This is a genomic window from Pseudomonas sp. BMS12, from assembly GCF_001592875.1.
Taxonomy (GTDB): Bacteria; Pseudomonadota; Gammaproteobacteria; order Pseudomonadales; family Pseudomonadaceae; genus Aquipseudomonas.
The window spans coordinates 63,912-88,888 of sequence record NZ_LSOF01000005.1 but is presented as its reverse complement, the minus strand read 5'-3'; the positions used below and the strand labels follow the sequence as shown (position 1 = coordinate 88,888).

The window sequence follows — 24,977 nt, the reverse complement described above, 5'->3', positions numbered from 1 at the left end:
CCATGGATTCCAGACTCGCAGCCGGCCTCGACAGCGGCGCCTATACCGACCTGAACCGCCTCAACCAGTTCAAGGTCGGCGGCGACAGCGAAGGTAACATCAAGAAGGTGGCTCAGGAGTTCGAGTCGCTGTTTCTCAACGAAATGATGAAGGCCATGCGCAAGGCGAACGAAGTGTTCGGCGAAGGCAACTTCATGAACAGTAACGAGAGCAAGACCTACCAGGACATGCACGACCAGCAGCTGGCCGTGACCCTGTCGAAGAACAATGGCGGTATCGGCCTGGCCTCGGTGCTGGAGCGCCAGCTCAGCCAGATGAAGAGCGGGCCGAAGCGGGTCAATCCGTTTGCCCAGGTCGAGGCGCCTGCCAGGGCTGGCGCCTTCAAGGCGGCGGGTGAGGGCGCTGTGGCGGTGCGTGACGATTCGGCGCTGCTCAACCAGCGTCGCCTGGCTCTGCCGAGCAAGCTGACCGACCGCCTGCTCGCCGGCATCGTCCCTGCTGCCGCTGAAGGCCAGCCATTGGCGGCGGCCGACTGGGTGCCGGCCACGGCCAAGGTGGCCAGTGCGCCACAGACCGGCAAGTCTATGGCCGACACCGAGAACGAGGTCGGCACTGGCCGGCGTATCGCCCAGCCACCGCTGGCCAAGGGCAAGTCGGCATTCGCTTCGGCCGCCGAGTTCATCGAGACCATGTTGCCGATGGCGGAGGAAGCCGCGCAGAAGATCGGTGTCGATGCCCGCTATCTGGTGGCTCAGGCCGCGCTGGAAACCGGCTGGGGCAAGTCGATCATCCGTCAGTCCGATGGTTCCAGCAGCCACAATCTGTTCGGCATCAAGGCCCATCGTGGCTGGGATGGGGAGTCCGCCCGAGTGCTGACTACCGAGTACAAGGGTGGCAAGGCAGTCAAGGAGGCGGCGGCATTCCGTACCTATGACTCCTATCAGCAGAGCTTCAACGACTACGTGAACTTCCTGCAGGGCAACGGCCGTTACCAGGAGGCACTGGCCTCGGTCGAGAATCCGGAGCGCTTCGTGCGTGAGCTGCAACAGGCCGGCTATGCCAGCGATCCCAACTATGCCCGCAAGATCGGTCAGATCGCCCGCAAGATGCAGACCTATCAGGCCATCGCCGCGGTCGATAGCCCGACCACAAGGACCTGAGAGCTGAATCATGGCTGACCTTCTGAGTATTGGCCTGTCGGGCCTGGCAGCGAACAAGACGTCGCTGGCGGTTACCGGCCACAACATCACCAACGTCAATACACCGGGCTACAGCCGGCAGGACACGGTGCAGGCCACGCGTATCCCGCAGTTCAGTGGGGCGGGTTATATCGGTTCGGGAACCACCCTGGTCGACGTACGGCGCATCTACAACGAGTTCCTCACCACCCAGGTGCGCAGCAGCACCGCACTGAACAGCGACGTGTCGGCCTACCTCAGCCAGATCGGCCAGCTTGATTCGCTGCTGGCTGGTGATACCACAGGGGTCACTCCGGGCCTGCAGAAGGTGTTCGCGGCCCTGCAGACAGCCGCCGAAGACCCGGCCAATATCCCGGCGCGGCAACTGGTGCTGTCCGAGTCTGAGGGGCTGGCCAAGCGCTTCAACACCATCTATGACCGCTTGTACGAACAGAACTCCTTCATCAACAAACAGCTGGAGGCGGTGACTGACCAGGTCAACCAACTGGCGACCTCGATTGCCGGTTACAACAACGCCATTGCCATCGCCGGCGCCAATGGTCAGCAGCCGAATGACCTGCTGGATGCCCGCGAGGAAGCAGTACGCCAGCTCTCCGAATTCATCGGCGTGACCGTGGTGGCGCAGGACGACAACACCTACAACCTGTTCATCGGCTCCGGCCAACCGCTGGTGGTGGGCGCCACGGCCTCGCGCCTGGAGGTGGTGCCCGGCACCGCCGATCCTCTGCGCGCCGAAGTGCAGTTTGTCAGCGGCAACTCGCGCCAGGGCATCACCTCGTTGATCACCGGCGGCGAAATGGGCGGGTTGATCCGCTATCGCGAAGATGTGCTGGACGAGTCCCTCAATGCCGTGGGGCGCCTGGCGCTGTCCATCTCCGACCAGATCAACTCCCAGCTGGGTCAGGGTCTGGACCTCAAGGGCAACTTCGGCAAGCCGCTGTTTCGCGATATCAACGATCCGCTGCTGATCGGCCAGCGTAGCCTGGCCCGGGTTGGCAACAGCGACCCTTTGGCCAATCTCAACGTGTTGATCGAGAACACTACGGCGCTGACCACCAGTGACTACGAGGTTGAGTTCACCAGTGCTACCGAGTACACCGTGCGTCGGGTTTCCGATGGGCAGACGGTGTCGGCGCTGTATGACGACGATGGCGATCCTGACACCCCGCTGGTAGCCGCACCGTCGCCCTACGACATCACCAGCGGCACGCCGCTGGTGTTCGACGGATTCTCGATGAATGTCGCCTCCGGCACCTTTGCCGCCGGTGATCGTTTCCGCATCATGCCGACCCGTACCGCTGGCAGTGATATTCGCGCCGACCTGAAGAACGCCGAGGAGCTGGCCTTCGCCTCGCCGCTCAAGAGCGAGACCAGTCCAGGCAATATCGGTACTGGCGTGATTACTCAGCCGAGCATGATCACCCAGATCGATATCTATGATCCCGTGGCTCAAGCCGCCATGGAAAACAGTCTGCGCACTGCGCCGCCAATGCGTATCGTGTTTACGTCTGCCACTGATTACGACGTGGTCGATACCTCGGGCGCGGTGCTGAGCAGCAACACCATAGTGCCGGGGCAGAACAACACTCAGCAGATCACGGCCGGTACGCCTCCGAATGATTTCACCTTCGAGTTCACCATCAGTGGCCGTCCGACCACGGGCGACAACTTCACCATCGCCTTCAACACCAATGGCGTGTCGGACAACCGCAATGCCCTGAAGCTGGCTGAACTGCAGAACAAGGCGACGATCGGTATCGACCCGAACTTCCCCAACACCACCGGCGCGAGTTTCACTGACTCCTACGGCGACCTGGTGGAGCGGGTCGGCACCTTGACCAGCCAGGCGCGGGTCGATAGTGAGGCCACTGGCGCCATCCTCAAGCAAGCGACCGACAACCGCGATTCGATCTCGGCGGTGAACCTCGATGAGGAGGCGGCCAAGCTCATTCAATTCGAACAGTACTACCAGGCGTCGGCACAGATCATTCAAGTCGCCCGTTCGTTGTTCGATACCCTTATCAACACCTTCTAAGCCGGACAGCCAACATGGTCATGCGTATCTCCTCCATCCAGGCGTTCAACAACGGCGTGAATGGCATCGGTCGCAACTACTCCAACGTGATCCGCACCCAGGAGCAGATCAGCAGTGGCAAGCGCATCCTCACGCCTGCTGATGATCCGGTGGCGTCCGTGCGTCTGTTGCAACTGTCCCAGCAGGAGGCCCTGCTTGGGCAATACAAGGACAACCTGACCGCGGCGAAGAACAGCCTGACCCAGGAAGAGACCACCCTGAACTCGGTCAATACCGTGCTGCAGCGCATTCGCGAGTTGGCGGTGCAGGCCGGCGGTGGCGCCCTCTCTGCGGAGGACCGCAAGTCCATCGCCAAGGAACTGGGTGAGCGCGAAGGTGAGTTGCTCAACCTGATGAACAGCCGCAACGCGCGGGGTGAGTACCTGTTCGCGGGCTTTCTCGGCAAGACCGAGCCCTTTACTCGCAACCCCGACGGCACCTATTCCTACTTTGGCGATGAGGGGCAGCGCAGCCTGCAGGTGGCAGGCTCGACCACCGTGCCGATCAATGACAATGGCAAGCGGCTGTTCGAGGATGTGACCAACGCCGACCGCGTGCTGGAAACCGCCGGCGTCAACAATGCGGCGCTCGCCGGGCAGGTACCGCCGCTGCCGGCTACTACCATTCCTCCGGTAGCCGCTGCTGACCAGCGGGTGTTCATGTCTCAGGGCCTGGTTGAAGACCAGGATGCCTTCAACAGCAACTTTCGTGCGGGCGAACCTTACTCGCTGGTGTTTGTCAGCGGCAACGAATTCCGCCTCTACGATGGCGCCGGCGCCGACGTGACGTCCGAGATCCCAGGAGGTGGGCAGATCGATCCGCTGGCCAATGGCGGCAATACCATCAACTTCCGTGGCATGCGCTTTCAACTGGATGTGGTGCTGCAGGAGGGTGACAACGAGCAGGACCTCGACACTCTACTGGCCGATACTGCAACCCCAGGCACTCCAGGCATCGGTACCCATAGCTTCACGTTGCAGGCCTCTCCAACTGAGTTCGCGGTAACCCGCTCCTCGACCAACGCCTCTACGGCGGTGGTCAGTGGTGGCACCATCAGCAACCAGGCCACCTTCAATTCGCAGTTCCCTACATCAGGCGTGGTGCTGCGCTTTACCAACGCCACCGACTATGACGTTTATGCCCAGCCGGTCGGCCCTAGCAGCACGCCGATCGCCACGGGCACAGCGGCGGGGCCCTATCCCTCCAACTTCACCGTGTTCGGTGTCGACTTCAGCCTCAGTGCTGCCGCAGCTGCCGGAGACGAGTTTGGCGTCAAGCCGCAGTTCCAGGAACAGCGCAGTATCCTCAACACCATCTCCCAGTTGCGCCAGTCGCTGGAGTCTTCGCCGACATCACCCGTCGGAAATCTGGCGATTCGTGATGAAGTGTCCATCGCGCTGAAGAACCTCGATAACGGTATAGGCCAGGTACTGGAGGTGCAGACCGAGATCGGCGCGCGCCTTAACCTGGTCGAAACCACCGAGATCGATAACGAGGACGTCACCCTGGTGAACAAGGCTGTGCAGGCTGATCTGAGCGAGCTTGACTACGCCGAGGCTTTGTCACGCTTGTCGTTTCAGACCATCATCCTCGAAGCCGCGCAGCAGAGCTATGTGAAGATCGCCGGGTTGAATCTGTTCAACCAGTTGCGTTGACCGTCGTGCTGGTGGGATGGCGGATTGGCCGGCTTCTTGCTGAACTGCGTAAAGGCGGTTCTGTAGCCAAGTCTTTGACACCATCCTTCTATGCCTGAACAGCAGTTTCAGGCAGGCAAGCTCGGGGGTTCGATGAAATCTGAGATGCAGGCGTTGCAAGCCGGGGCCTATCAGGCCTTTGGTGACGGTGATTTCGCCACGGCGTTGGCACTGCTGGAACAGTTGGAGCAACAGATCGGCCTGCACGCCGAGTTGGCCAACAATCTGGCGGTGGTGAACTACAAGCTCGGACATCTCGACCAGGCGTTGCAGCTGTTCCGCAAGGCCTTGGCCCTGCAAGGGGAGGCCGAGCATCTCATAGCCAACAACTTGCTGGATATTCTCGAACAGCAGTCCCAGCGTCCTGAGTCCCAAGTGGCACCATCTGCCCCCATCTTGGACAAGGTCGACCCAACTCCGCAGCCGAAAGTCGTTTCGCCGGCCAACTACTGCCCGATTTGCAAGCAGCCTGATGTGCAGTTCCTGCCGATTCCCGAGTTCTATCGGGAGAATGCCCGCCGGCATGGCTTTGTGCACTATGGAAAAGGTGAGATGACTGCCCATGACACCTATTCCTGTAGCCGCTGCGGCTCATCTGACCGTGAGCGTCTGTATGTCCACTGGCTTGAGCAGGAGGTCGGTGCAGGTCGTCTGCGTAAAGGCAGCAGAATGATTCACTTTGCCCCCGAGGCGGCGCTGTCTCGCCTGATACGAGGTAGCCGTTTCTTCGACTATTCGACAGCTGATCTGGCAATGAAGGGCGTCGACTTTCAGGTCGATCTGATGGACATTCCATTCGCCGATGAGTCCTGTGATTTCTTCATCTGCAGCCATGTGTTGGAACATGTGCCGGATGACTCAAGAGCCGTGCGAGAGCTCTGCAGGATTACCCGGACGGGCGGCTGTGGAATCCTCATGGCACCGATCATCGTCGACCTAGAAAAAACACTGGAGGACCCTAGTGTGGTCGATGAAGCGGGACGTTGGCGTCTGTATGGGCAGAACGATCATGTGCGTCTGTATGCGCACGATGACTATGTGCGCAACATAGAGGACAACGGATTCAGCGTGGAGCAACTGGGCATCGACTATTTCGGGGAGGAGGTTTTTTCCTCTCTGGGACTCAAGGACACCAGCATTCTGTATATAGCTCGCAAGTAGCTGTGCCAGCACCGCAAGGGCTAATCTAAAGATATCGAGCAGGAGCCATTCGTCGTGGAATCAGATTTCAAGGAATACCCGAAAACGCTTGCCTCGGATGACTTCTGGGGGCAAGTAAAGCGAACGGTCAATGGGCAGCCCGTATCCGAGGAGCAGATCCAACTGATCGTCGCCACCATTCATCAGGCCTTACAGTTCCAGGTGGGAGATCGTTTGCTTGATCTAGCTTGTGGTAATGGCGCTCTTTCCCGTTATTTTTTCGACTGTTGCGACGAGCTTTATGGTGTGGACTATTCACCGGTTTTGATCGATGTAGCCAAGCGTTACTTCGAACAGCCTCCAGCGCGCCGTTTCGACGTGGCCGATGTGGGTGACTACATCGTGGCGGAGGGCGATCCGATGCGATTCACCAAGGTGCTTTGCTATGGAAGTTTCCCCTATTTTCCCGAACAAACTGCCCGTCTGGTGCTGAGTACGCTCAACACTGATTTTAGAAATGTACAGCGGGTGTTTATCGGTAACCTGCCGGATATCGAACGGAATACAGAGTTTTATACCGATGGTTTGGATCACTCTGCCGAGCTCAAAGAACACAACTCCAAAATAGGTATCTGGCGCAGTCAGGACGAGTTCATGCAATTGGCCGCCGATTGCGGCTGGCAAGCGCAGATCCAGCGTATGCCGGAAGGTTTTTATGCTGCGCACTATCGCTATGACGTACTGCTGGTTCGAGCGAGCTGACTATGGCTGTCAAAACGGGTTGTGATGATCTGGCTCTGTACGGTGGCAAGCCCTTGTTTGTTGCTCCCAAATCAACGTCAAGTTTGGTGCGACCATCGTTCGAGCGTTTCCTCGAGTACTCCCGCACTTTCTTCGACGCGCATCAATTCTCCAATAGCGGTCCCTTGGTTCAACAGTTGGAGCAACGGTTGGCTCAGTTCCATGGTGCCGAACACTGCGTCACGTTCTGCAGCGGATTCTGGGCACTGGTGCTAACCATCAAGGCTCTGGCCTTACCGGGTCGGCGTGAGCTACTGATGCCTTCGCTCACCTATAGACGGATGGCTGATGTAGCCGCTTGGGCAGGCCTGGTACCTCGCTTCTGCGAGGTCGACCGGCAGAGTCTGGCCGTCAGTGCTGAAACTATGCGTGAACATGTCAACGAGCACACAGCTTTGCTCCTGGGGGTTCATCCGATTATCAATTGTTGTGATGTCTCAGCCCTTGAGCTGCTTTCAGCAGAAAGCGGCGTGCCATTGTTCATCGATGCGGTTGAGTCGGTTTATGAGACCTATGCTGGACGCAAGGTCGGCAGCTTCGGACGAGCCGAGTGTTTCTCCCTGCACGCCAGTAAGCTACTCAATGGCTTCGAGGGAGGCTACATCACTACCAACGACTCGGAGTTGGCAACACGTCTGGTACAGATTCGCGGATTTGGCTTTTACACCCCTGATAATGTCCAAGAGCTCGGTATGAACGCCAAGTTGAATGAGGTGCATGCAGCTATGGCTCTGGCTGGACTTGACGAGCTTGGTACGCAAGTCACTCGTAATACTGAGCGCTATCGTACCTATCAGCGCGAGCTAGCGGGCTTACCGGGTGTGCGTCTGGTGCCGTTCGATGAAAGCGAGCGTAGCGGATTTAAGAATATTCTAGTTGAACTGCTTGATGACTGGCCGCTCTCCCGCGCCCAGACTCTTGCCGTCTTGAATGCCGAGAAGGTGCTGGCCAGAGCCTATTATTCTCCACCTTTGCATCTTAAGCCTTGTGACTATCCAACCATTTCTGGGCCGTTGCCGCTGACCGAGCATCTTGCTGAGCAGTTCATGCTTTTGCCTTGCGGACACTTCGTCGACGAGAGTGATATCAGTCAGGTCGCCCAGCTCATGCGCTTCCTTCACGACAACGCCGTCGAGCTTAATAACAGGAGGGGTGCATGAGCACTGCTCAACTTGCCATTCTAGGAGGGGCGGCGAACTTCTCTGATCCTTTGCCGGTAGGGCAGCTGTATTTTCCCGAATGGTCGGCTTACGAGACTGCCATGCGTGGAATTTTCGAGCGCCAGTACTACACCAACCAAGGGCCATTGACCCAACAGCTTGAGCTTGTGTTGCAGGAGCGGCTTGGCGTCCGCCATGCCATTTGTGTCACTAATGCAACCATCGGCCTGCTCATGGCTGCCGATGCCTTGGAGCTCAGTGGGCGGGTAATTACTCCGTCATTTTCTTTTGTGGCGACCTCTCAGTCCTTGACTTGGGCGGGGCTCGAACCACTCTTCTGTGATGTCGATCCGCTGACCCATCAGCTTGATCCACAGAAGGTTGCGTTACTCCTCGACGATGATCGTGTCAGTGCGATCTTGGCTGTTAATTTGTGGGGAGATGTTTGCGATCACCGGGCTCTGAGCTCGCTGGCCAAGCAGCGCGGTGTGCCTCTTTACTACGACTCTGCACATGCGTTCGGCTGCGAGCTGGAAGGGCGGGCAGTGGGCTCAATCGGCACCGTAGAAGTTTTCTCTTTCCATGCGACCAAGGTGCTTAGTGCCGCAGAAGGGGGGTGCGTTTGCACCAACGATGACGAGTTGGCGGCTCGCCTGCGCAACATTCGTAGCAGTTATGGTGCGGGTCGACTTGTGTCGGTCAGCCGTACGGCCAATGGCCGAATGTCTGAGGCGCAGGCGGCAATAGCCTTGCTTAGCCTTGAAGCTTTTCCTGGAATCATCGAGCGTAACCAAGAGATATATGCGGAATACAAGGAGGGTCTCGAGGGGGTGCCCGGCTTGCGTTTACTCGAGCCGCGTTTGGCTAGCGTCACCAATTATCAGTATGTGGTGTGTGAAGTGGACGCTGAGCAGTTCGGTCTCAACCGAGACCAGCTACAGACCGTCTTGCGGGCGGAAAATATCTTGGCTCGGCGTTATTTCTATCCAGGAATCCATCGCTGTCCACCTTATATCGAAATGTTTCCTGCAGTCTCCGAGCACTTGCCGGTTACCGAGGCGCTATGTGGCAAGGTACTGCAGTTACCTATCGGCCAGTTGGTTGATCCCCAGGCTGCTCGTAATATCGCCAGCTTGATCAGGCTGGCAAGAGAGTGTGCTGCCAAGATACGTGCTGTGCTGGAGGGGCAGGCGTGAAGCTAGGGATCATGCAGCCTTATTTCTTCCCTTACTTGGGGCATTTTTCGCTCATCGCTCATACAGATCGCTGGGTGGTATTCGATGTTACGCAATACACGCCAAAATCCTGGATGAGCCGTAATCGGGTACTGCATCCGCAATCAGGCTGGAACTATGTCAACCTGCCACTGAGCAACTCTTCGATTTCCATCCTGACCAGGGAAGCTCGCGTTCAGAGTATGGAAAAAAGTCGTACCAGCATCCTCGGCAAACTCACTCACTATCGACGCAAGGCTCCTTTCTACCAGCAGGTGACTGGTCTGGTAAGTGACGTTTTTTCCTCGGCCGGTGACGACTCACTGGTTAGGCTGAATACTCGTGGTTTGGCCGCAGTTTGCCGCTATCTCGAGCTGCCATTCGAGTATTCGATCTGTTCGGAATTGGCGCTGGATCCGCAGGTGCCTGACCATCCGGGAGCATGGGCACCGGCCATTAGTCGACAGCTCGGGGCTGATACCTATATCAACCCCATGGGGGGGCGAGCTCTGTTTGATTCGAAGGAGTTCTCCCTGCATAGCGTGGAGTTGCAATTCCTGGAGTTTTCCGAATTTCGTTATGACACGGCGCCCTACGTTTACGAACCGGGTTTATCAATCCTGGATGTATTGATGTGGAATCCCCCACAGACAGTGCGTGAAGCACTGTTCCGCAATGCCCGAATCATTGAGGCTTGAGCCAGCATGTATAGCCATCTCGCCGACTCTTCAGGAATCGCCACGTGAGCAAACTGCCACTCGTCAGCATCGTCATCCCTACCTTCAAGCCCCGCCACTTTGAGGCCGCGCTGCTCAGTGCAGTCAGCCAGAGCTATCAGGCACTGGAAATTCTGGTTAGCGATGACTGCCCAACGGACGATATTCAGCGGATCCTGGCGCGTCATCTCGGCCGCAATAATCGAGATATCCGGGTAATTCGCAATCAACCGGGTTTAGGTGGGTTGATGAACTACACCCAGTGTGTCGTGGAGGCCAGAGGGGACTTCGTCAAGTTTCTCAACGACGACGACATACTGTTGGGCGACTGCGTTGAGCGCATGATCGACGTGTTTCTGGCGAACCCCGGAGTCACATTGGTGACATCTCGCCGCCTGTTGATCGACGAGTCCGGCCTACCGCTACCGGACATGCCCGCCAGTTGTAACCCGTTCAAGCAGGATACTGTGGTCCGCGGAAGCGACCTGATCTCCTACCTGGCTAATTCGCCCATGAACTTCATCGGCGAGCCTAGTACTGTGATGTTCCGCCGTGAGCATCTTGCTGATATCACACCCAACGTCTGTTGCCTTGATGGACAGACGGTGCGGGCCATCAATGACCTTGCTATGTATGTCAATGTCTTGCGACACGGCGACATGGCCTATCTATGCGACGCGCTGTCCTGTTTCCGCAAACATGCTGAGCAACGTCAGCAGCAGGGCGATATGTTACCGTTGTGGCGCAAGGGTGTGCAGGTCTTCTCTTCCCAGATCAGAAGCATGGGGCTCTACCGCCCACAATCGGAGGGGCAGGTGCTCTGCCGTGCACTCTCTGGGCCGGATGAAGACTGGAATCTGTTCCCTTTGCGGCTACGCCTGGCCGAAGAAGCTGAGCGACTCAAGCTGGTGGAGGAAGCGCCACAGTCATCGGTAGAAGCTTTTCCGTCGCAATGCGATGCAGGCGGCGTTCCTCTGCCTGAACCGGCCAAGCCGGAGTTGCAGCGCTGGTTCGAGGCACGGCTACCAACACCGGTGCAGAATCGGATGATTAACGACTATCTCTGTCGGCATGATGGCGGCCCCAGGCTAGGTATCATGGTGCTTGATCTGCAGGGTGACACCCAGAAGCTAATGGCCACCATACGTAGTCTGGGACTGGAACGAGGACTGTACGCCACGCTGAAGATAGTCGTGCTGACCGTCGGCGAGGTGCCTGTGACTCACTCCGATTCCAAGCTGCATTTCGTATGTGTGGATGCCTGCAGTTATGTCACCACCATGAACAGCTTGGTCTCAAGTGCAGACTGGGACTGGCTGATGCTGGTCGATGCGGGCGAGGAGTTTGCCCCCAGTGGGTTGATGATGATGGCTCTGGAGTTGTTAGGCGGCAGCGGATGCCGGGCTGTCTATGGTGACGAGCTGCAGCGTCTACCAGATGGCTCGCTGGGTGCTGCGTTCCGTCCAGGTTTCAACTTGGATCTGCTGCTCAGCTTCCCAGCGTTGATGGCGCGTCACTGGCTGTTTAGCCGGAAGGTATTTATCGAGGCGGGAGGCTTCGATTCGCGCTTCGCTGGGGCTCTAGAGTTCGAGCTGCTGTTGCGCTTGATCGAGCGTGAAGGCATGAGCGGGCTGGGTCACGTTGACGAGCCGCTGTTGATTACAGCGGCCCCGGCTCTGGTCGACAGCGTGGATGAGCAGAACGCTCTGTTGGAGCATCTGCAACGACGCGGCTATGTCAACGCTGAGCTGCGTGCAAGCCTTCCAGGCCGTTATCGTGTGAGTTATGGGCATCCACAGCAGCCGTTGGTTTCCATCATTATTCCGACTAAGGATCAGCTGCCGGTATTGCAGCGTTGTGTGGAGAGTTTGCTGGAGAGGACTCACTACTCGAACTATGAGGTTCTGATTGTCGATAACGCCAGTCAGACTCCTGAGGCTCTGTCTTGGTTAGCAGCCGTCGAGCAGATGGGTGAGGACAAGGTCAGGGTGCTGCGTTATCCGCACCCATTCAACTATTCCGCGATCAACAACATGGCTGCGCGTGAGGCGCGTGGCGAGTATCTGGTGCTGCTGAACAACGATACGGCAATCATCAGTGAAACTTGGTTGGATGAGTTGCTTAACCATGCCCAGCGTCCTGAGGTCGGGGTGGTCGGAGCCAAGCTGCTCTATCCGGACGGCAAAATTCAACATGCTGGTGTAGTGCTGGGGCTGCGCGGACCGGCGGATCACCCCTTTATCGGCGAGCCAATGGATGCGCCTGGCTATATGCAGCGTTTGCAGGTTGATCAGAACTACAGCGCGGTGACCGCGGCCTGTCTAATGATCCGCAAGTCTGTCTATGAAGAAGTCGACGGCCTGGATGAGTTGAGCTTCAAGGTTTCCTATAACGACGTGGACCTGTGCCTGAAAGTGCGCGAGGCTGGTCATCTCATCGTCTGGACACCGCACGCAGTGGTGATGCACGAAGGTAGTGTCAGCCAGACGCGCATCGACCCCAAGGCCGCCGATGCCAAACGCAAGCGTTTTGCTGGTGAGCAGGATCTCATGTACGAGAAATGGCTGCCGGCCCTGGCGAATGACCCGGCGTACAACCGCAATTTGTCGCTCAATGGCCGGGCTTTCGAGCTAGAGCCCGATGTCCAGTTGACTTGGCGGCCGCTGACTTGGCGTCCCGTGCCTGTGGTTCTTGCTCATCCTGCTGATCCCTGGGGCTGCGGCAACTATCGTGTGATGCGCCCGTTTCGAGCCTTGCGCGACAGTGGGCAGATCGACGGCATGCTGTCCCACGGTCTGTTGCAGGTTGTAGACCTGCAGAGGTACGACCCGGATGTCATCATCCTGCAGCGCCAGATTGGCGATGATCGCTTGGAGGCCATGCGTCGTATCAAGGCATTCTCTAGGGCTTTTAAGGTCTACGAGTTGGACGACTACCTGCCCAACCTGCCGATGAAGAGCGTGCATCGGGAGAACATGCCGAAGGATATTCTTCGCTCACTGCGTCGAGGGCTTGGTTATGTGGATCGCTTCGTGGTGTCCACTGATGCTCTGGCCGAGGCTTTTGGTGGGTTGCACGACGATATCGTTGTCGCCAAGAACTGCCTGCCCAAGGAGTGGTGGGATAATCTTTCCAGTCAGCGCCGACGCGGACAGAAGCCCCGTATTGGTTGGGCCGGAGGCAGCAGTCATACAGGCGATCTGGGGCTGATAGTGGATGTGGTCAAAGAGCTGGCCGATGAAGTGGAGTGGGTGTTCTTCGGCATGTGCCCAGCGGAGATACTTCCCTATGTCAAAGAGATCCACGCGGGGGTAGACATCGATCTATATCCACAAGCGCTGGCCAGGCTGGATCTGGATTTGGCCTTGGCTCCGGTCGAGCAGAACCTGTTTAACGAATGCAAGAGCAACCTGCGTCTGTTGGAATATGGCGCCTGTGGCTTTCCCGTGGTGTGCAGTGACATCCGTTGCTACCAGGGTGACTTGCCAGTAACCCGGGTGAAGAATCGTTTCAAGGACTGGGTGGACGCCATTCGCATGCATATCAGCGATCTGGATGCTACCGCCAAGCTTGGTGACCAGTTACATGCGAAGGTTAAGGCGGAGTGGATGCTCGATGGCGAGAATCTCGAGCGCTGGCGACAGGCCTGGGCACTGAACTAGCTCCCTCGGCAGGTTGGCTTGCTGGCGGAAATCCGGCAGCCGCCTTTTTTTGAGCTTTTCATTTTTTCAAGTGTTTGTTTTTGTTGTAGAAAAAAAATCTCATTTAAGCTCTAAAAAACTCTAAAGGTCCAAGCTGGTACGCCGATACAAATACCGAATGCGAACTTTATGGGGCGTCTGAGCAAAGCAGGCCCGAAGCTCGCAGGCTCAGACAAACTCAGTAGCACGGTCCTTTGGAGGCAAACACCATGGCCCTGACAGTCAACACAAACGTCGCTTCGCTGAACACTCAGCGTAACCTCAATACCTCGTCCAAAGGCCTGGATACCTCCCTCCAGCGCCTGTCCACTGGTTTCCGTATCAACAGCGCCAAAGATGACGCTGCTGGTCTGCAGATTTCCAACCGTCTGACCAGCCAGATCAACGGTCTGAACGTGGCGACTCGCAACGCCAACGATGGTATCTCTCTATCGCAAACCGCTGAAGGTGCCCTGCAACAGTCCACCGGTATCTTGCAGCGTATGCGTGACCTGTCCCTGCAAGCTGCCAACGGTTCCAATGGCGCTACCGAACGTGCTGCTTTGCAAGGCGAAGTTGCTCAGTTGCAGCAGGAACTGAATCGTATCGCTGATACCACCAGCTTCGGCGGTCGCAAGATTCTTGACGGTACCTTTGGCTCGCAGAGCTTCCAGGTCGGTGCTAACGCTTACGAAACCATCAACGTCTCTATCGGTTCCTCCGATGCCAGCCGTATTGGTATCAACCGTTTCGATACCAGCGGTATCGCCTCGGTTGCTGGCACTAGTGGTTTCACCGAGCTGAGCTCCGGTACTCAGGGCTATCAAGGTACTAGCGGTACGATTGTAGGTAAGTTGGGTACTGCAAACTTTACTTACAACAGTGCCTCTGGTGGCGCGATTTCTGCTCGTGATGTAGCTAACGCCATCAACAAGGTTTCGGATAGCACTGGCGTGACCGCCAACTCCCGCAACGTTGCTAGCCTGGATGGCGTTGCTACCGGTACCGTGTCCTTCACTCTTTATGGTGCCAACGATACAGCCGGTGCTGGCGTGGCAATTTCGGCCAACGTTACCGACGCCAGCGATCTGTCCAGTCTGGCTGACGCTATCAACAAGGAAACAGGCACCACTGGTATCGCGGCCAAGTCCAACGGGTCTTACATCGAACTGGTCAGCGATCGTGGCGAGACTGTGATCATCGATGGCTATACTGACTCGGCAGGCTCGGGTACTGCTGCGGCGCTCTATGCTTGGGGCTTCGACGTTGATGCAGGTGAAATTGCCTCTGGTGCGGCTCTCTCCGGCGGCAGTGCACGCGCCGATGGTGGGGTGCAGATCGAAGCAGCAGACGCCTTCTCGATCTCCGGTATCGATGCATCTCTCGGCAATGCTGGCTTCAGTTCGCTGAACTCTGTGGCTAGCATTGATATCAGTACCTCCGCTGGTGCACAGGATGCTCTGGGTATCATCAACGGCGCAATTTCCAACATCGATTCCCAGCGAGCGCAACTTGGTGCGGTGCAGAACCGCTTTGAGAACACCATCTCGAACCTGCAGAACATCTCCGAGAACGCCTCTGCTGCTCGTAGCCGCATTCGTGACACCGACTTTGCTGCCGAAACTTCGGAGCTGACCAAGAATCAGATCCTGCAGCAAGCCGGTACTGCGATCCTGGCTCAGGCCAACCAGCTGCCGCAGGCTGTGCTCAGCCTGCTCGGTTAAGGTCAGAAGCGCTAGACTGCGGGGAGAAGGGCTTAGCTCTTCTCCCCGCTACCTCTTTGTGAGGAGAAAATTATGGACGTCGGCTCAATCAAGAATTCGCTGAATCCGGTGCTTGCAACCGGGCGTCCCGCAGCTGCAGAAGTCCCTAAGCAACAGGCTAATGCTGCTGAGGAGCAGGCAGTTAATGCAGTAGACAATGAGACTCAGGCTGCCACCCGGGAGCAGCTCGAGTCGGCAGTGTCGACCATCCAGGAGTTTGTGCAATCGGTTCGCCGTGATGTCAACTTCAGCGTTGACGATGGCTCCGGCCGTATTGTGGTGAAGGTGACAGATGGCTCCTCGGGGAATGTAATTCGGCAGATCCCATCTGAAGAAGCATTGCAGCTGGCTGAAAGACTGGAAGACGTGCGCAGCCTGCTATTCAAAGCCGAGGCCTGACCGAGGCATTGGCATGGCTTTTGACTGGTAAGCGCTTACAAAGCGTTGAAAGTCATAATTTTGGCGAGGTGAAGCATGGCTGGAATACTAGGGGTCGGGTCGGGAATCGATATCGACAGCATCGTAACTGCATTGGTTAACGCCGAGAAAGCGCCTAAGACTTTGCAGTTGGATCGCCTGGAAAAGTCTACCACCTCACGCTTTTCGGCCCTTGGTACGCTCAAGGGCTCGTTGAGTAGCCTGCAGACGTCAATCCAGAATCTGAACAAGCCTTCCATGTTCACTACGCGCACGGCGACATCGAGTAGTAGTGTTTTGACGGCTAAAGCGGATTCGACTGCTGTGGCTGGCAAGTACAGCGTTCAAGTTCAGCAGTTGGCGACCAGCAGCAAGATCGGTTTGCAATCCGTATCGGCTGATGCTTCGACCACCTTCAACAGCGGCACCATGACCATCTCTGTGGGGGCGTCCAGCTTCGATGTGGATGTAACGGCAGCCAACAATAGCCTCAGTGGTATTCGTGACAGCATCAATGCTGAGGGCAAGGGGCAAGGGGTCAGTGCGACCATAGTAACCGACGCCTCTGGCTCGCGCTTGGTGCTCAGCACTAGCAAATCGGGTGAGGGTAACGACATCAAGGTCGCCGTCAGTGAGGATGGCGTTACCAGCGGTACCGTGGCTCTTGTCACTCAGGCCTTCCAGCCGTCGGCCAGCCTAACGCTGCCGACTTTCGCTGGTGGTTCGACCTCTACTTTCCAAAGTGGCAATCTGGCTATCTCGGCTGGCGGTGTCGATCTTGATATCGCGGTAGCTGACGGTGATTCGCTGGAAAGTATTCGTGACGCTATCAACACTGCCGGCGCTGGTCAGGGTGTTTCCGCCAGCATCGAGACGGATGCTTCAGGTGCTCGCTTGGTGCTTAGCTCCGCTAACGGAACTGCGTTGACTGCTAGTGCGACCGCATCCGGTGGCACTATTGGCAGCAACGCTCTGACGGCGCTCAATCCAGAGGGTGGTGTGGCAGCCACTTCCGTGGGACCTAACTCTACGACGGGGGCGGCTGGGGTCATCAACAAGGCGCAATCGGCGGTGCTGTTTGTTGATGGACTCAAGGTTGTAAGTGACAGCAATTCGGTCAGCTCGGCCATTGATGGCGTTACCCTGAATCTGGCCAGCGTTCAGAGCGGTAGCGATTTGGCTGCAGGTAAGACGGTCGATATCACCATCGGGGTCGACAAGGGCACTGTAAAGAGCAATATCCAGAAGTTTGTCGATGCCTATAACGGTCTGATCAAGACTGCGGCCCAGCAGACGGCGGTGGTTCAGGTGGGCGAGGGTGAGAAGCCCGTCGCTGGAGCCCTGGTTGGTGATGCCACTGTACGCGGTCTGCTCTCCGGGCTGCGTAATGAGCTGGTAAAAATGACTGGTGGCGAGGGTGCTAGAGCCCTTGCTGAGTTAGGGATTACCACTCAAAAAGACGGCACGCTGGCGATCGACGACAGCAAGCTGACATCCTCTCTGGACGGCAACTTCGAGGGCATAGCCGAGTATTTCACTGGTGACAATGGCTTGATGGTACGCCTGAATGCCAGCGTTAATGAGTATCTGAAAACTGATGGTGTCTTCGATCAGCGCACGAAGGCGCTGCAAGGTACGTTGACGAATATCGACGACCAGCGCGAGGCACTTGATCTACGCATTGAGAAGGTTCAAGCGCGTCTGGTTGCTCAGTACACAGCTATGGATCAGTTGGTAGCCAACCTCACGCGCACCAGTGAAGCATTGACCAACCAGCTGGCGAGCTTGCCAGGCTTTGTGAAGAAGGACTCCTGATCCATGAGCAAGAAACCCATCGACACCTACAAACAGGTCAAGACAGCGCATGATGTCAGTTCCTATCGGGCGGTGCAGATGCTTCTCGACGGCGCTCTGGAGCGGGTACTGCTGGCTCGTCAGGCGCAATGCGAAGGCAATGTCGAGATTCGTGGTATGGCTGTCGGTAGCACCATCACCATCCTGGGTGTGCTGCAGTCCAGCCTGGACAAGGATCAGGGTGGCGAGATCGCCGAGAATCTCGATGCGCTCTACGACTACATGACCCGCCGTCTGGGTGGTGTGGCGCTGGACGATACACCGCGCGGTCTGGATGAAGTGCATAAGCTGCTGTCGCAGATCAAGTCGGCTTGGGACGCTATCGGTCCTGAGGTCGAGCCGACTGCTGCCGAGCAGTAATCGGTAATTTGCCCGTCAATCGACTAAAGCTGCACTCCCGTTTGCCGATACAAGGACTGTATCTAGGCAATATCCAGTGGAGTGATCATGAACGCGATGGCGGCCCTCAAGCAGTATCAAACCGTCAATACCCATGCCCAGGTCGGTGAAGCCAGTCCTCATAGGTTGATCCAGATGCTGATGGAAGGTGGCTTGTCGCGCCTGGCTCAGGCCAAGGGTGCTATGCAGCATGGCCAGCAGGCTGCAAAAGGCGAATTGATCAGCAAGGCAATTGGTATCATCGGCGGTCTGCGTGAGGGGCTTGATCTACAGCAGGGTGGCGAGCTGGCCGCCAACCTTGACCGCCTCTATGAGTACATGGTTTCGCGTCTGGTCGAGGCAAATATCGCCAATGATGCGGACATGCTCGATGAGGTCGCAGGCCTGCTGCGCAATGTGAAATCCGGCTGGGACGCCATCAGCCATTGATGGCCGCTGTGGCCCTGAGGGAATCTCCATGAGTTCATCTGTACAGCTTCTCGAAACCACTGGTTTTGCCTTGCGCGATGCCTTGGTGCGCCGCGATTGGGCAGCTATTGGCGAACTCGATGTGCAGTGCCGTCAGGCTGTCGAGGAGGCTATGGTCGAGGCCGTGCGTGATGAAGGGCAGCTGCGTGAGCGTATGCAGGAGCTGCTGGATCTTTATCGCGAGCTGGTCACTACCTGCCAGGCCGAGCAGCGCCGTCTCGCTGGCGAGCTGGTTCAGCTCAACCAATCCCAGCAAGGCGCCAAGGTATATCAGCTGTTTACCTAAACACCTGGTTGGAAGTGTCTTCCTGACACCGCAGGCGTTCAAACTCTCTCGGTAACTGTAGAAAAAGTTACGCCATAAAATTGACTCTCGTCTGTTTTTTGACTTTACTAGTGGCCAATTGCCGTTGCCGCTTGGCGGCCTTTCTTTCCAGCCTACGAGCCAGACCAGAACAAGATGTGGCGCGAAACCAAGATTCTTCTGATTGACGATAATGCCGAGCGTCGCCGCGATCTGTCGGTGATTCTGGGTTTCCTCGGTGAAGATCACCTTTCCTGTGGCAGCAACGACTGGCGTGAGACGGTCGACCAGCTGGAATCCAGTCGCGAAGTGCTCAATGTCCTGTTGGGGGATGTCACCGCCAAGGGCGGTGCTCTGGACCTGATCAAGCACATTGGTGCCTGGGACGAAAATCTGCCGCTGTTGCTGATCGGCGAGCCGATTCCGCAGGACTGGGCTGACGATCTGCGCCGCCGTGTGCTGGCCAGCCTGGAAATGCCGCCCAGCTACAACAAGCTGCTCGACTCCCTGCACCGCGCTCAGGTCTATCGCGAGATGTACGACCAGGCTCGCGAGCGTGGTCGCCAGCGTGAGCCCAACCTGTTCCGTAGCCTGGTGGGGACCAGCCGTGCCATTCACCAGGTGCGTCAGATGATGCAGCAGGTGGCTGATACCGAGGCCAGCGTGCTGATCCTTGGCGAGTCCGGCACGGGCAAGGAAGTCGTAGCGCGCAACCTGCACTACCACTCCAAGCGCCGTGAGGCGCCGTTCGTTCCAGTCAACTGCGGCGCGATTCCGGCGGAGTTGCTGGAGAGCGAGCTGTTCGGTCACGAGAAAGGCGCCTTCACGGGGGCCATCACCACTCGCGCGGGGCGCTTCGAGCTGGCCAATGGCGGCACCCTGTTCCTCGACGAGATCGGTGACATGCCCTTGCCGATGCAGGTCAAACTTCTGCGCGTGCTGCAGGAGCGTACTTTCGAGCGTGTCGGCAGCAACAAGACCCAGTCGGTCGATGTGCGCATCATCGCTGCGACCCACAAGAATCTGGAGAAGATGATCGAGGAGGGCACCTTCCGCGAGGACCTCTACTATCGCCTCAACGTCTTCCCCATCGAGATGGCGCCGCTGCGTGAACGCGTGGAAGACATCCCGCTGCTGATGAACGAGCTGATCTCGCGCATGGAGTTCGAGAAGCGTGGCTCCATCCGCTTCAACTCCGCCGCCATCATGTCGCTGTGCCGGCATGACTGGCCGGGCAACGTGCGTGAGCTGGCCAACCTGGTCGAGCGCATGGCGATCATGCATCCCTACGGGGTGATCGGTGTTGGCGAGCTGCCGAAGAAGTTCCGCCACGTCGATGACGAAGACGAGCAGCTGGCCATCAGTCTGCGCGAGGAGCTCGACGAGCGCGCGGCCATCGGCGCGAGTCTGCCGGGCATCTCCAATACTGCAATGCTGCCGCCGGAAGGCCTGGACCTGAAGGACTACCTGGGCAATCTCGAGCAAGGGCTTATCCAGCAGGCGCTCGATGATGCCAATGGCGTGGTGGCACGTGCCGCCGAACGCTTGCGCATTCGCCGTACCACCCTGGTGGAAAAGATGCGCAAGTACGGCATGAGCCGTCGTGACGATGAGGCACCCGACGAGGATTGAATCTCGCTGGCGCACTACGAATAAAGCCGGAGCTTTGACACAAGCTCCGGCTTTGTTTTTTAACTTGCTGAATAATAAGGGTTATTTTTTAGGCACGGCGATTGCTATGACTCTTTCGACCGACCGTTTGCTGACGGTTCGACACGCGAGAGAAGAGCATGAATCAAGCAGCCCCCCAGCACGACATCCCCGAAGCCAGCCCTGCTGCGCCTGTCGAGCAGGCCAGTCGAGCCAGCCTGGAGCAGGCGTTCGCACTGTTCAATCAGATGTCCACCCAGCTGAGCAGCTCCTATAGCATGCTCGAGGCCCGGGTGAGCGAGCTCAAGGGGCAGCTGGCCCTGGTCAGCGCCCAGCGCATGCAGGAGCTGGCGGAGAAAGAGCGCCTAGCGCAACGTCTGCAGAGCCTGCTGGATCTGTTGCCGGGCGGAGTCATCGTCATCGATGGCCAGGGCGTGGTGCGCGAGGCCAATCCTGTGGCCCGCAGCCTGCTCGGGCGCCCTCTGGTCGGCATGCTCTGGCGTGAAGTGATCGCGCGCAACTTTGCTCCACGCGAAGATGACGGTCACGAAATCTCCCTCAAGGACGGGCGCCGCCTGTCCATTGCGACCCGTTCCCTGCAGGGCGAGCCGGGGCAGCTGGTTCTGCTGACCGACCTGACGGAAACCCGCCGCCTGCAGGATCAGCTGGCGCGTCATGAGCGTCTGTCCGCGCTCGGGCGCATGGTTGCTTCCCTGGCGCATCAGGTGCGTACGCCGCTGTCGGCAGCGCTGCTCTATGCCAGCCACCTCAGCGAGCAGGAACTGCCATTCGAGCAGCAACAGCGCTTTGCCGGGCGCATCAAGGAGCGCTTGCACGAGCTGGAACACCAGGTGCGCGACATGCTGATCTTCGCCCGTGGCGAACTGCCGTTGCCGGATCTCATCGCGCCGACAGCGCTTTTCAGCGCGCTACGCAGCGCCGCGGAGCCCCATGTGCTGGGTATGAATGTGCGCTGGCAGTGCGACGCACGGCTGGGCGAGTTGCTGTGCAACCGCGACACGCTGGTCGGCACAGTGCTCAACCTGATCGAGAACGCTATTCAGGCCGGCGGGCGTGAGGCCAGTCTGAAAATTCACCTGTATGTCCGCGAGCGCAATCTGTATCTGTGCGTCAGCGATAACGGGCCGGGTATCGACAAAGCCACCCTGGCGCGCCTCGGCGAGCCCTTCTTTACCACCAAAACCACCGGCACCGGCCTTGGCCTGGCGGTGGTTCAGGCTGTAGTGCGTGCCCACCAGGGCGAGCTGCGTCTGCGCTCGCGGGTCGGGCGTGGTACCTGCGCCATCCTCGTATTGCCGCTGACCCAGGCGGCGCAAACTGTTCCCCAGGAGTAAACCCATGACTGCCAAGGTTCTGCTAGTCGAAGACGACCGCGCGCTGCGCGAAGCCCTGTCCGACACGCTGCTGCTCGGTGGCCATGACTTCCGCGCGGTCGAGTGCGCCGAAGATGCGGTTGCCGCGCTCGGCGAGGAGGCGTTCGGGCTGGTGATCAGCGACGTCAACATGCCGGGCATGGACGGTCACCAGTTGCTTGCTCTGATCCGTACGCGCTACCCGCAGTTGCCGGTATTACTGATGACGGCCTATGGGGCGGTCGAGCGTGCGGTCGAGGCGATGCGTCAAGGGGCGGCCGATTATCTGGTCAAGCCCTTCGAGCCCCGTACTTTGTTGGAGCTGGTGCGGCGGCATGCCCAGGGACGGCTGGCCGTAGGGCAGGGGCCGGTCGCCTGCGAACCGGCCAGCCAGCAACTGCTGGAACTGGCGGCGCGGGTAGCGCGCAGTGACTCCACCGTGCTGATTTCCGGCGAGTCCGGTACCGGCAAGGAAGTGCTGGCTCGCTACATCCACCAGCAGTCGTCGCGTGCCGACGGTCCTTTTATCGCCATCAACTGTGCGGCGATCCCGGACAACATGCTCGAGGCCACGCTGTTCGGTCACGAGAAGGGCGCTTTCACCGGTGCCATCGCTGCTCAGCCCGGCAAGTTCGAGCTGGCGGATGGTGGCACCATCCTGCTCGACGAGATTTCCGAGATGCCGCTGAGCCTGCAGGCCAAGCTGTTGCGTGTGCTGCAGGAGCGCGAAGTGGAGCGGGTGGGTGCACGCAAGCCGATCAATCTGGATATCCGCGTGCTGGCCACCACCAACCGCGATCTGGCCGGCGAAGTGGCGGCGGGGCGTTTCCGGGAGGATCTCTACTATCGCCTGTCGGTCTTCCCGCTGGCCTGGCGCGCATTGCGCGAGCGCCCCGCCGATATTCTGCCGTTGGCCGAGCGTCTGTTGGCCAGTCACGTCAAAAAAATGAACCATTCCCCCGTACAGCTCTCGCCGCAGGCGCGTGCCGCTCTGCTGGCACATGCCTGGCCGGGCAACGTGCGCGAGCTGGATAACGCCATCCAGCGTGCCCTGATCCTGCAGCAGGGTGGTCTGATCCAGCCTCATGACCTGTGCCTGACGGCGCCGATCGGCATGGCTCCGGCGCCGGCTGCGCCGACCGTGAGCCTGGTATCCAGTGCGCCCATGCCGCGCGAGGAAATGACTACGGCGGAAAGTGCTGGCGCCCTTGGCGAGGACATGCGCCGGCATGAGTTCCAGATGATCATCGATACCCTGCGTGCCGAGCGCGGGCGGCGCAAGGAAGCCGCCGAGCGCCTGGGCATCAGCCCTCGTACCCTGCGCTACAAGCTGGCCCAGATGCGCGATGCCGGCATGGATGTGGAGGCTTACCTCTACGCCAGTTGAACGGGGTGGGACTCACGCCAACAACAAGCTCGTCCGGTACTTCCGGGCGGGCTTTTTTGTTGCCCCTGATCAAGTGGGGCCAAGACAACGCTGCCCTTGTGGTCTGCTTGGGTGGCAGGTCGCGAATGACCCGGGGTGCTGAGTGTCTTTCGCGGCTTGAGAACTCATAACCTCAGGCTTTTGCTGGCTGGAGAGGCCTGAATCCCGAGCCTCCAGGCTTGGCATCCTTGTTGCAATCACCTTCGCAAAGAACCGCGTAGCGTCAAAAAGCTGCGGTCGTTGGAGGAAAGGTCATGAGCCAGGGTGTCGAATTCAATCGCCTGATGTTGGAAATGCGTTCCATGCAAATGGAGGCCATGGCCAAGCAGCAGCCTGTGGCCGAGGCGCCGCAGCCGGGCGCGCCGAGCTTTGCCGATATGCTCGGTCAGGCAGTTGGCAAGGTGAATGAGACTCAGCAGGCCTCCACCCAGCTGGCCACCGCTTTCGAGATGGGGCAAAAGGGTGTCGACATCACCGATGTGATGATCGCTTCGCAGAAAGCCAGCGTTTCCTTTCAGGCCATGACCCAGGTGCGAAACAAGCTGGTTCAGGCCTACCAAGACATCATGCAGATGCCGGTTTAACAGGGCGGATTTGAGTCATGGCTGAGGCAGTCGCTGCAAACGTACCCGCCACCACTGGCGCCACCGAAGAGAGAAAACCGCTGTTCGGGTTGTCTTTCCTGGAAAACCTTTCCGACATGACCATGCTGCGTCAGGTCGGCCTGCTGGTTGGTCTGGCTGCCAGCGTGGCGATTGGTTTCGCCGTGGTCCTGTGGTCGCAACAACCGGATTACAAGCCGCTGCTTGGCAACCTGGCCGGCATGGACACCAATCAGGTGATGGAGGTGCTCAACGCTGCCGACATCACCTACACCGTGGAGCCGAACTCCGGAGCCTTGCTGGTCAAGTCCGACGAGCTGGGGCGTGCCCGTATGAAACTGGCCGCCGCGGGCGTTGCACCGAGCGACGGTAACGTCGGCTTCGAGATCCTCGACCAGGAGCAGAGCCTGGGTACCAGCCAGTTCATGGAGGCCACCCGTTATCGCCGTGGCCTGGAAGGCGAGCTGGCGCGAACCGTGTCCAGCCTCAACAACGTCAAGGCGGCTCGTGTGCACCTGGCCATTCCGAAGAGCTCGGTGTTCGTCCGTGACGAGCGCAAGCCGACGGCTTCGGTGCTGGTTGAGCTGTATCCAGGGCGCGCCCTGGAACCGAGCCAGGTAATGGCCATCGTCAATCTCGTGGCGACCAGCGTCCCCGAACTGACCAAGTCGCAGGTCACCGTGGTCGACCAGAAGGGCAATCTGCTGTCGGATCAGCAGGAGCTGTCCGAGCTGACCATGGCCGGCAAGCAATTCGATTACACCCGGCGCATGGAGAGCCTGTTCACCCAGCGCGTGCACAACATCCTGCAGCCGGTGCTGGGCAACGGTCGCTACAAGGCCGAGGTTTCCGCCGATGTCGATTTCAGCGCCGTCGAGTCCACCTCGGAGATGTTCAACCCGGACCAGCCGGCCCTGCGCAGTGAGCAGCAGGTCAACGAACAGCGCTCCAGCAGCCTGCCGCCGCAGGGAGTGCCGGGGGCGCTGAGCAACCAGCCGCCGGGCGCGGCTTCGGCGCCCCAGCAGGCGGCGGCAGCGCCCGCT

At 58.6% G+C, this 24,977-nt stretch carries 20 protein-coding genes; all 20 read left to right on the top strand.

Translation table 11 applies throughout. The features are described from left to right. Positions 1–2 precede the first annotated feature (2 nt). A complete protein-coding gene (flgJ, locus tag AYB31_RS03845; RefSeq protein ID WP_068825971.1) occupies positions 3–1,160 on the top strand; it encodes a flagellar assembly peptidoglycan hydrolase FlgJ in 1,158 nt (385 codons plus the stop codon). A gap of 10 nt (positions 1,161–1,170) precedes the next feature. Then, positions 1,171–3,234: a flagellar hook-associated protein FlgK gene (flgK, locus tag AYB31_RS03840; protein WP_068825970.1), complete on the top strand. Its 2,064-nt coding sequence runs from the start codon at positions 1,171–1,173 to the stop codon at positions 3,232–3,234. A 14-nt stretch (positions 3,235–3,248) separates the two neighbouring features. After that, entirely contained in the window at positions 3,249–4,928 is a 1,680-nt protein-coding gene (locus AYB31_RS03835; protein ID WP_068825968.1) for a flagellar hook-associated protein 3, read from the top strand. A 90-nt stretch (positions 4,929–5,018) separates the two neighbouring features. Next, positions 5,019–6,128, top strand: coding sequence for a class I SAM-dependent methyltransferase (locus AYB31_RS03830; RefSeq protein WP_068825966.1), 1,110 nt, complete (start codon positions 5,019–5,021; stop codon positions 6,126–6,128). A gap of 54 nt (positions 6,129–6,182) precedes the next feature. Beyond that, complete coding sequence (locus tag AYB31_RS03825; protein ID WP_068825964.1) at positions 6,183–6,869, top strand: class I SAM-dependent methyltransferase; 687 nt, start codon at positions 6,183–6,185, stop codon at positions 6,867–6,869. 2 nt (positions 6,870–6,871) lie between these two features. Continuing rightward, positions 6,872–8,068: an aminotransferase class I/II-fold pyridoxal phosphate-dependent enzyme gene (locus tag AYB31_RS03820; protein ID WP_068825962.1), complete on the top strand. Its 1,197-nt coding sequence runs from the start codon at positions 6,872–6,874 to the stop codon at positions 8,066–8,068. Next, positions 8,065–9,264, top strand: coding sequence for a DegT/DnrJ/EryC1/StrS family aminotransferase (locus AYB31_RS03815; RefSeq protein WP_068825960.1), 1,200 nt, complete (start codon positions 8,065–8,067; stop codon positions 9,262–9,264). Before AYB31_RS03820 ends, AYB31_RS03815 begins: the two co-directional genes overlap by 4 nt. Beyond that, positions 9,261–9,980 carry a WbqC family protein gene (locus tag AYB31_RS03810; RefSeq protein WP_236715501.1) on the top strand — a complete coding sequence of 240 codons (720 nt, stop codon included), beginning with the start codon at positions 9,261–9,263 and terminating at the stop codon, positions 9,978–9,980. Before AYB31_RS03815 ends, AYB31_RS03810 begins: the two co-directional genes overlap by 4 nt. Before the next feature lie 44 nt (positions 9,981–10,024). After that, entirely contained in the window at positions 10,025–13,660 is a 3,636-nt protein-coding gene (locus AYB31_RS03805) for a glycosyltransferase (RefSeq protein WP_068825958.1), read from the top strand. Between the two features lie 248 nt (positions 13,661–13,908). Continuing rightward, positions 13,909–15,402, top strand: coding sequence for a flagellin (locus AYB31_RS03800; protein WP_068825956.1), 1,494 nt, complete (start codon positions 13,909–13,911; stop codon positions 15,400–15,402). Positions 15,403–15,474: 72 nt separating this feature from the next. After that, positions 15,475–15,840 (top strand): flagellar protein FlaG, encoded by a 366-nt coding sequence (locus AYB31_RS03795; protein ID WP_068825954.1) that lies wholly within the window; start codon positions 15,475–15,477, stop codon positions 15,838–15,840. 75 nt (positions 15,841–15,915) lie between these two features. After that, on the top strand, positions 15,916–17,673 hold the full coding sequence (gene fliD, locus AYB31_RS03790) for a flagellar filament capping protein FliD (RefSeq protein ID WP_068825952.1): 1,758 nt from the start codon (positions 15,916–15,918) through the stop codon (positions 17,671–17,673). Positions 17,674–17,676: 3 nt separating this feature from the next. Further along, positions 17,677–18,072: a flagellar export chaperone FliS gene (gene fliS / locus AYB31_RS03785; protein ID WP_068825950.1), complete on the top strand. Its 396-nt coding sequence runs from the start codon at positions 17,677–17,679 to the stop codon at positions 18,070–18,072. Between the two features lie 87 nt (positions 18,073–18,159). Next, positions 18,160–18,540: a flagellar export chaperone FliS gene (fliS, locus tag AYB31_RS03780; RefSeq protein WP_068825948.1), complete on the top strand. Its 381-nt coding sequence runs from the start codon at positions 18,160–18,162 to the stop codon at positions 18,538–18,540. A 28-nt stretch (positions 18,541–18,568) separates the two neighbouring features. Then, positions 18,569–18,865, top strand: a complete 297-nt coding sequence (locus AYB31_RS03775; protein ID WP_068825946.1) for a flagellar protein FliT — start codon at positions 18,569–18,571, stop codon at positions 18,863–18,865. Positions 18,866–19,039: 174 nt separating this feature from the next. After that, a complete protein-coding gene (locus tag AYB31_RS03770; protein ID WP_068825944.1) occupies positions 19,040–20,515 on the top strand; it encodes a sigma-54 dependent transcriptional regulator in 1,476 nt (491 codons plus the stop codon). 158 nt (positions 20,516–20,673) lie between these two features. Next, positions 20,674–21,888 carry a sensor histidine kinase gene (locus AYB31_RS03765; protein ID WP_068825942.1) on the top strand — a complete coding sequence of 405 codons (1,215 nt, stop codon included), beginning with the start codon at positions 20,674–20,676 and terminating at the stop codon, positions 21,886–21,888. Positions 21,889–21,892: 4 nt separating this feature from the next. Then, the gene (fleR, locus tag AYB31_RS03760) at positions 21,893–23,293 is read left to right on the top strand and encodes a sigma-54-dependent response regulator transcription factor FleR (RefSeq protein WP_068825940.1); all 1,401 of its coding nucleotides are present in this window, start codon (positions 21,893–21,895) and stop codon (positions 23,291–23,293) included. 293 nt (positions 23,294–23,586) lie between these two features. Beyond that, entirely contained in the window at positions 23,587–23,916 is a 330-nt protein-coding gene (gene fliE / locus AYB31_RS03755; RefSeq protein ID WP_068825937.1) for a flagellar hook-basal body complex protein FliE, read from the top strand. A gap of 17 nt (positions 23,917–23,933) precedes the next feature. Then, positions 23,934–24,977, top strand: a 1,044-nt coding sequence (gene fliF, locus AYB31_RS03750; RefSeq protein WP_068825935.1) for a flagellar basal-body MS-ring/collar protein FliF, incomplete at its 3' end; no start/stop codon positions are given.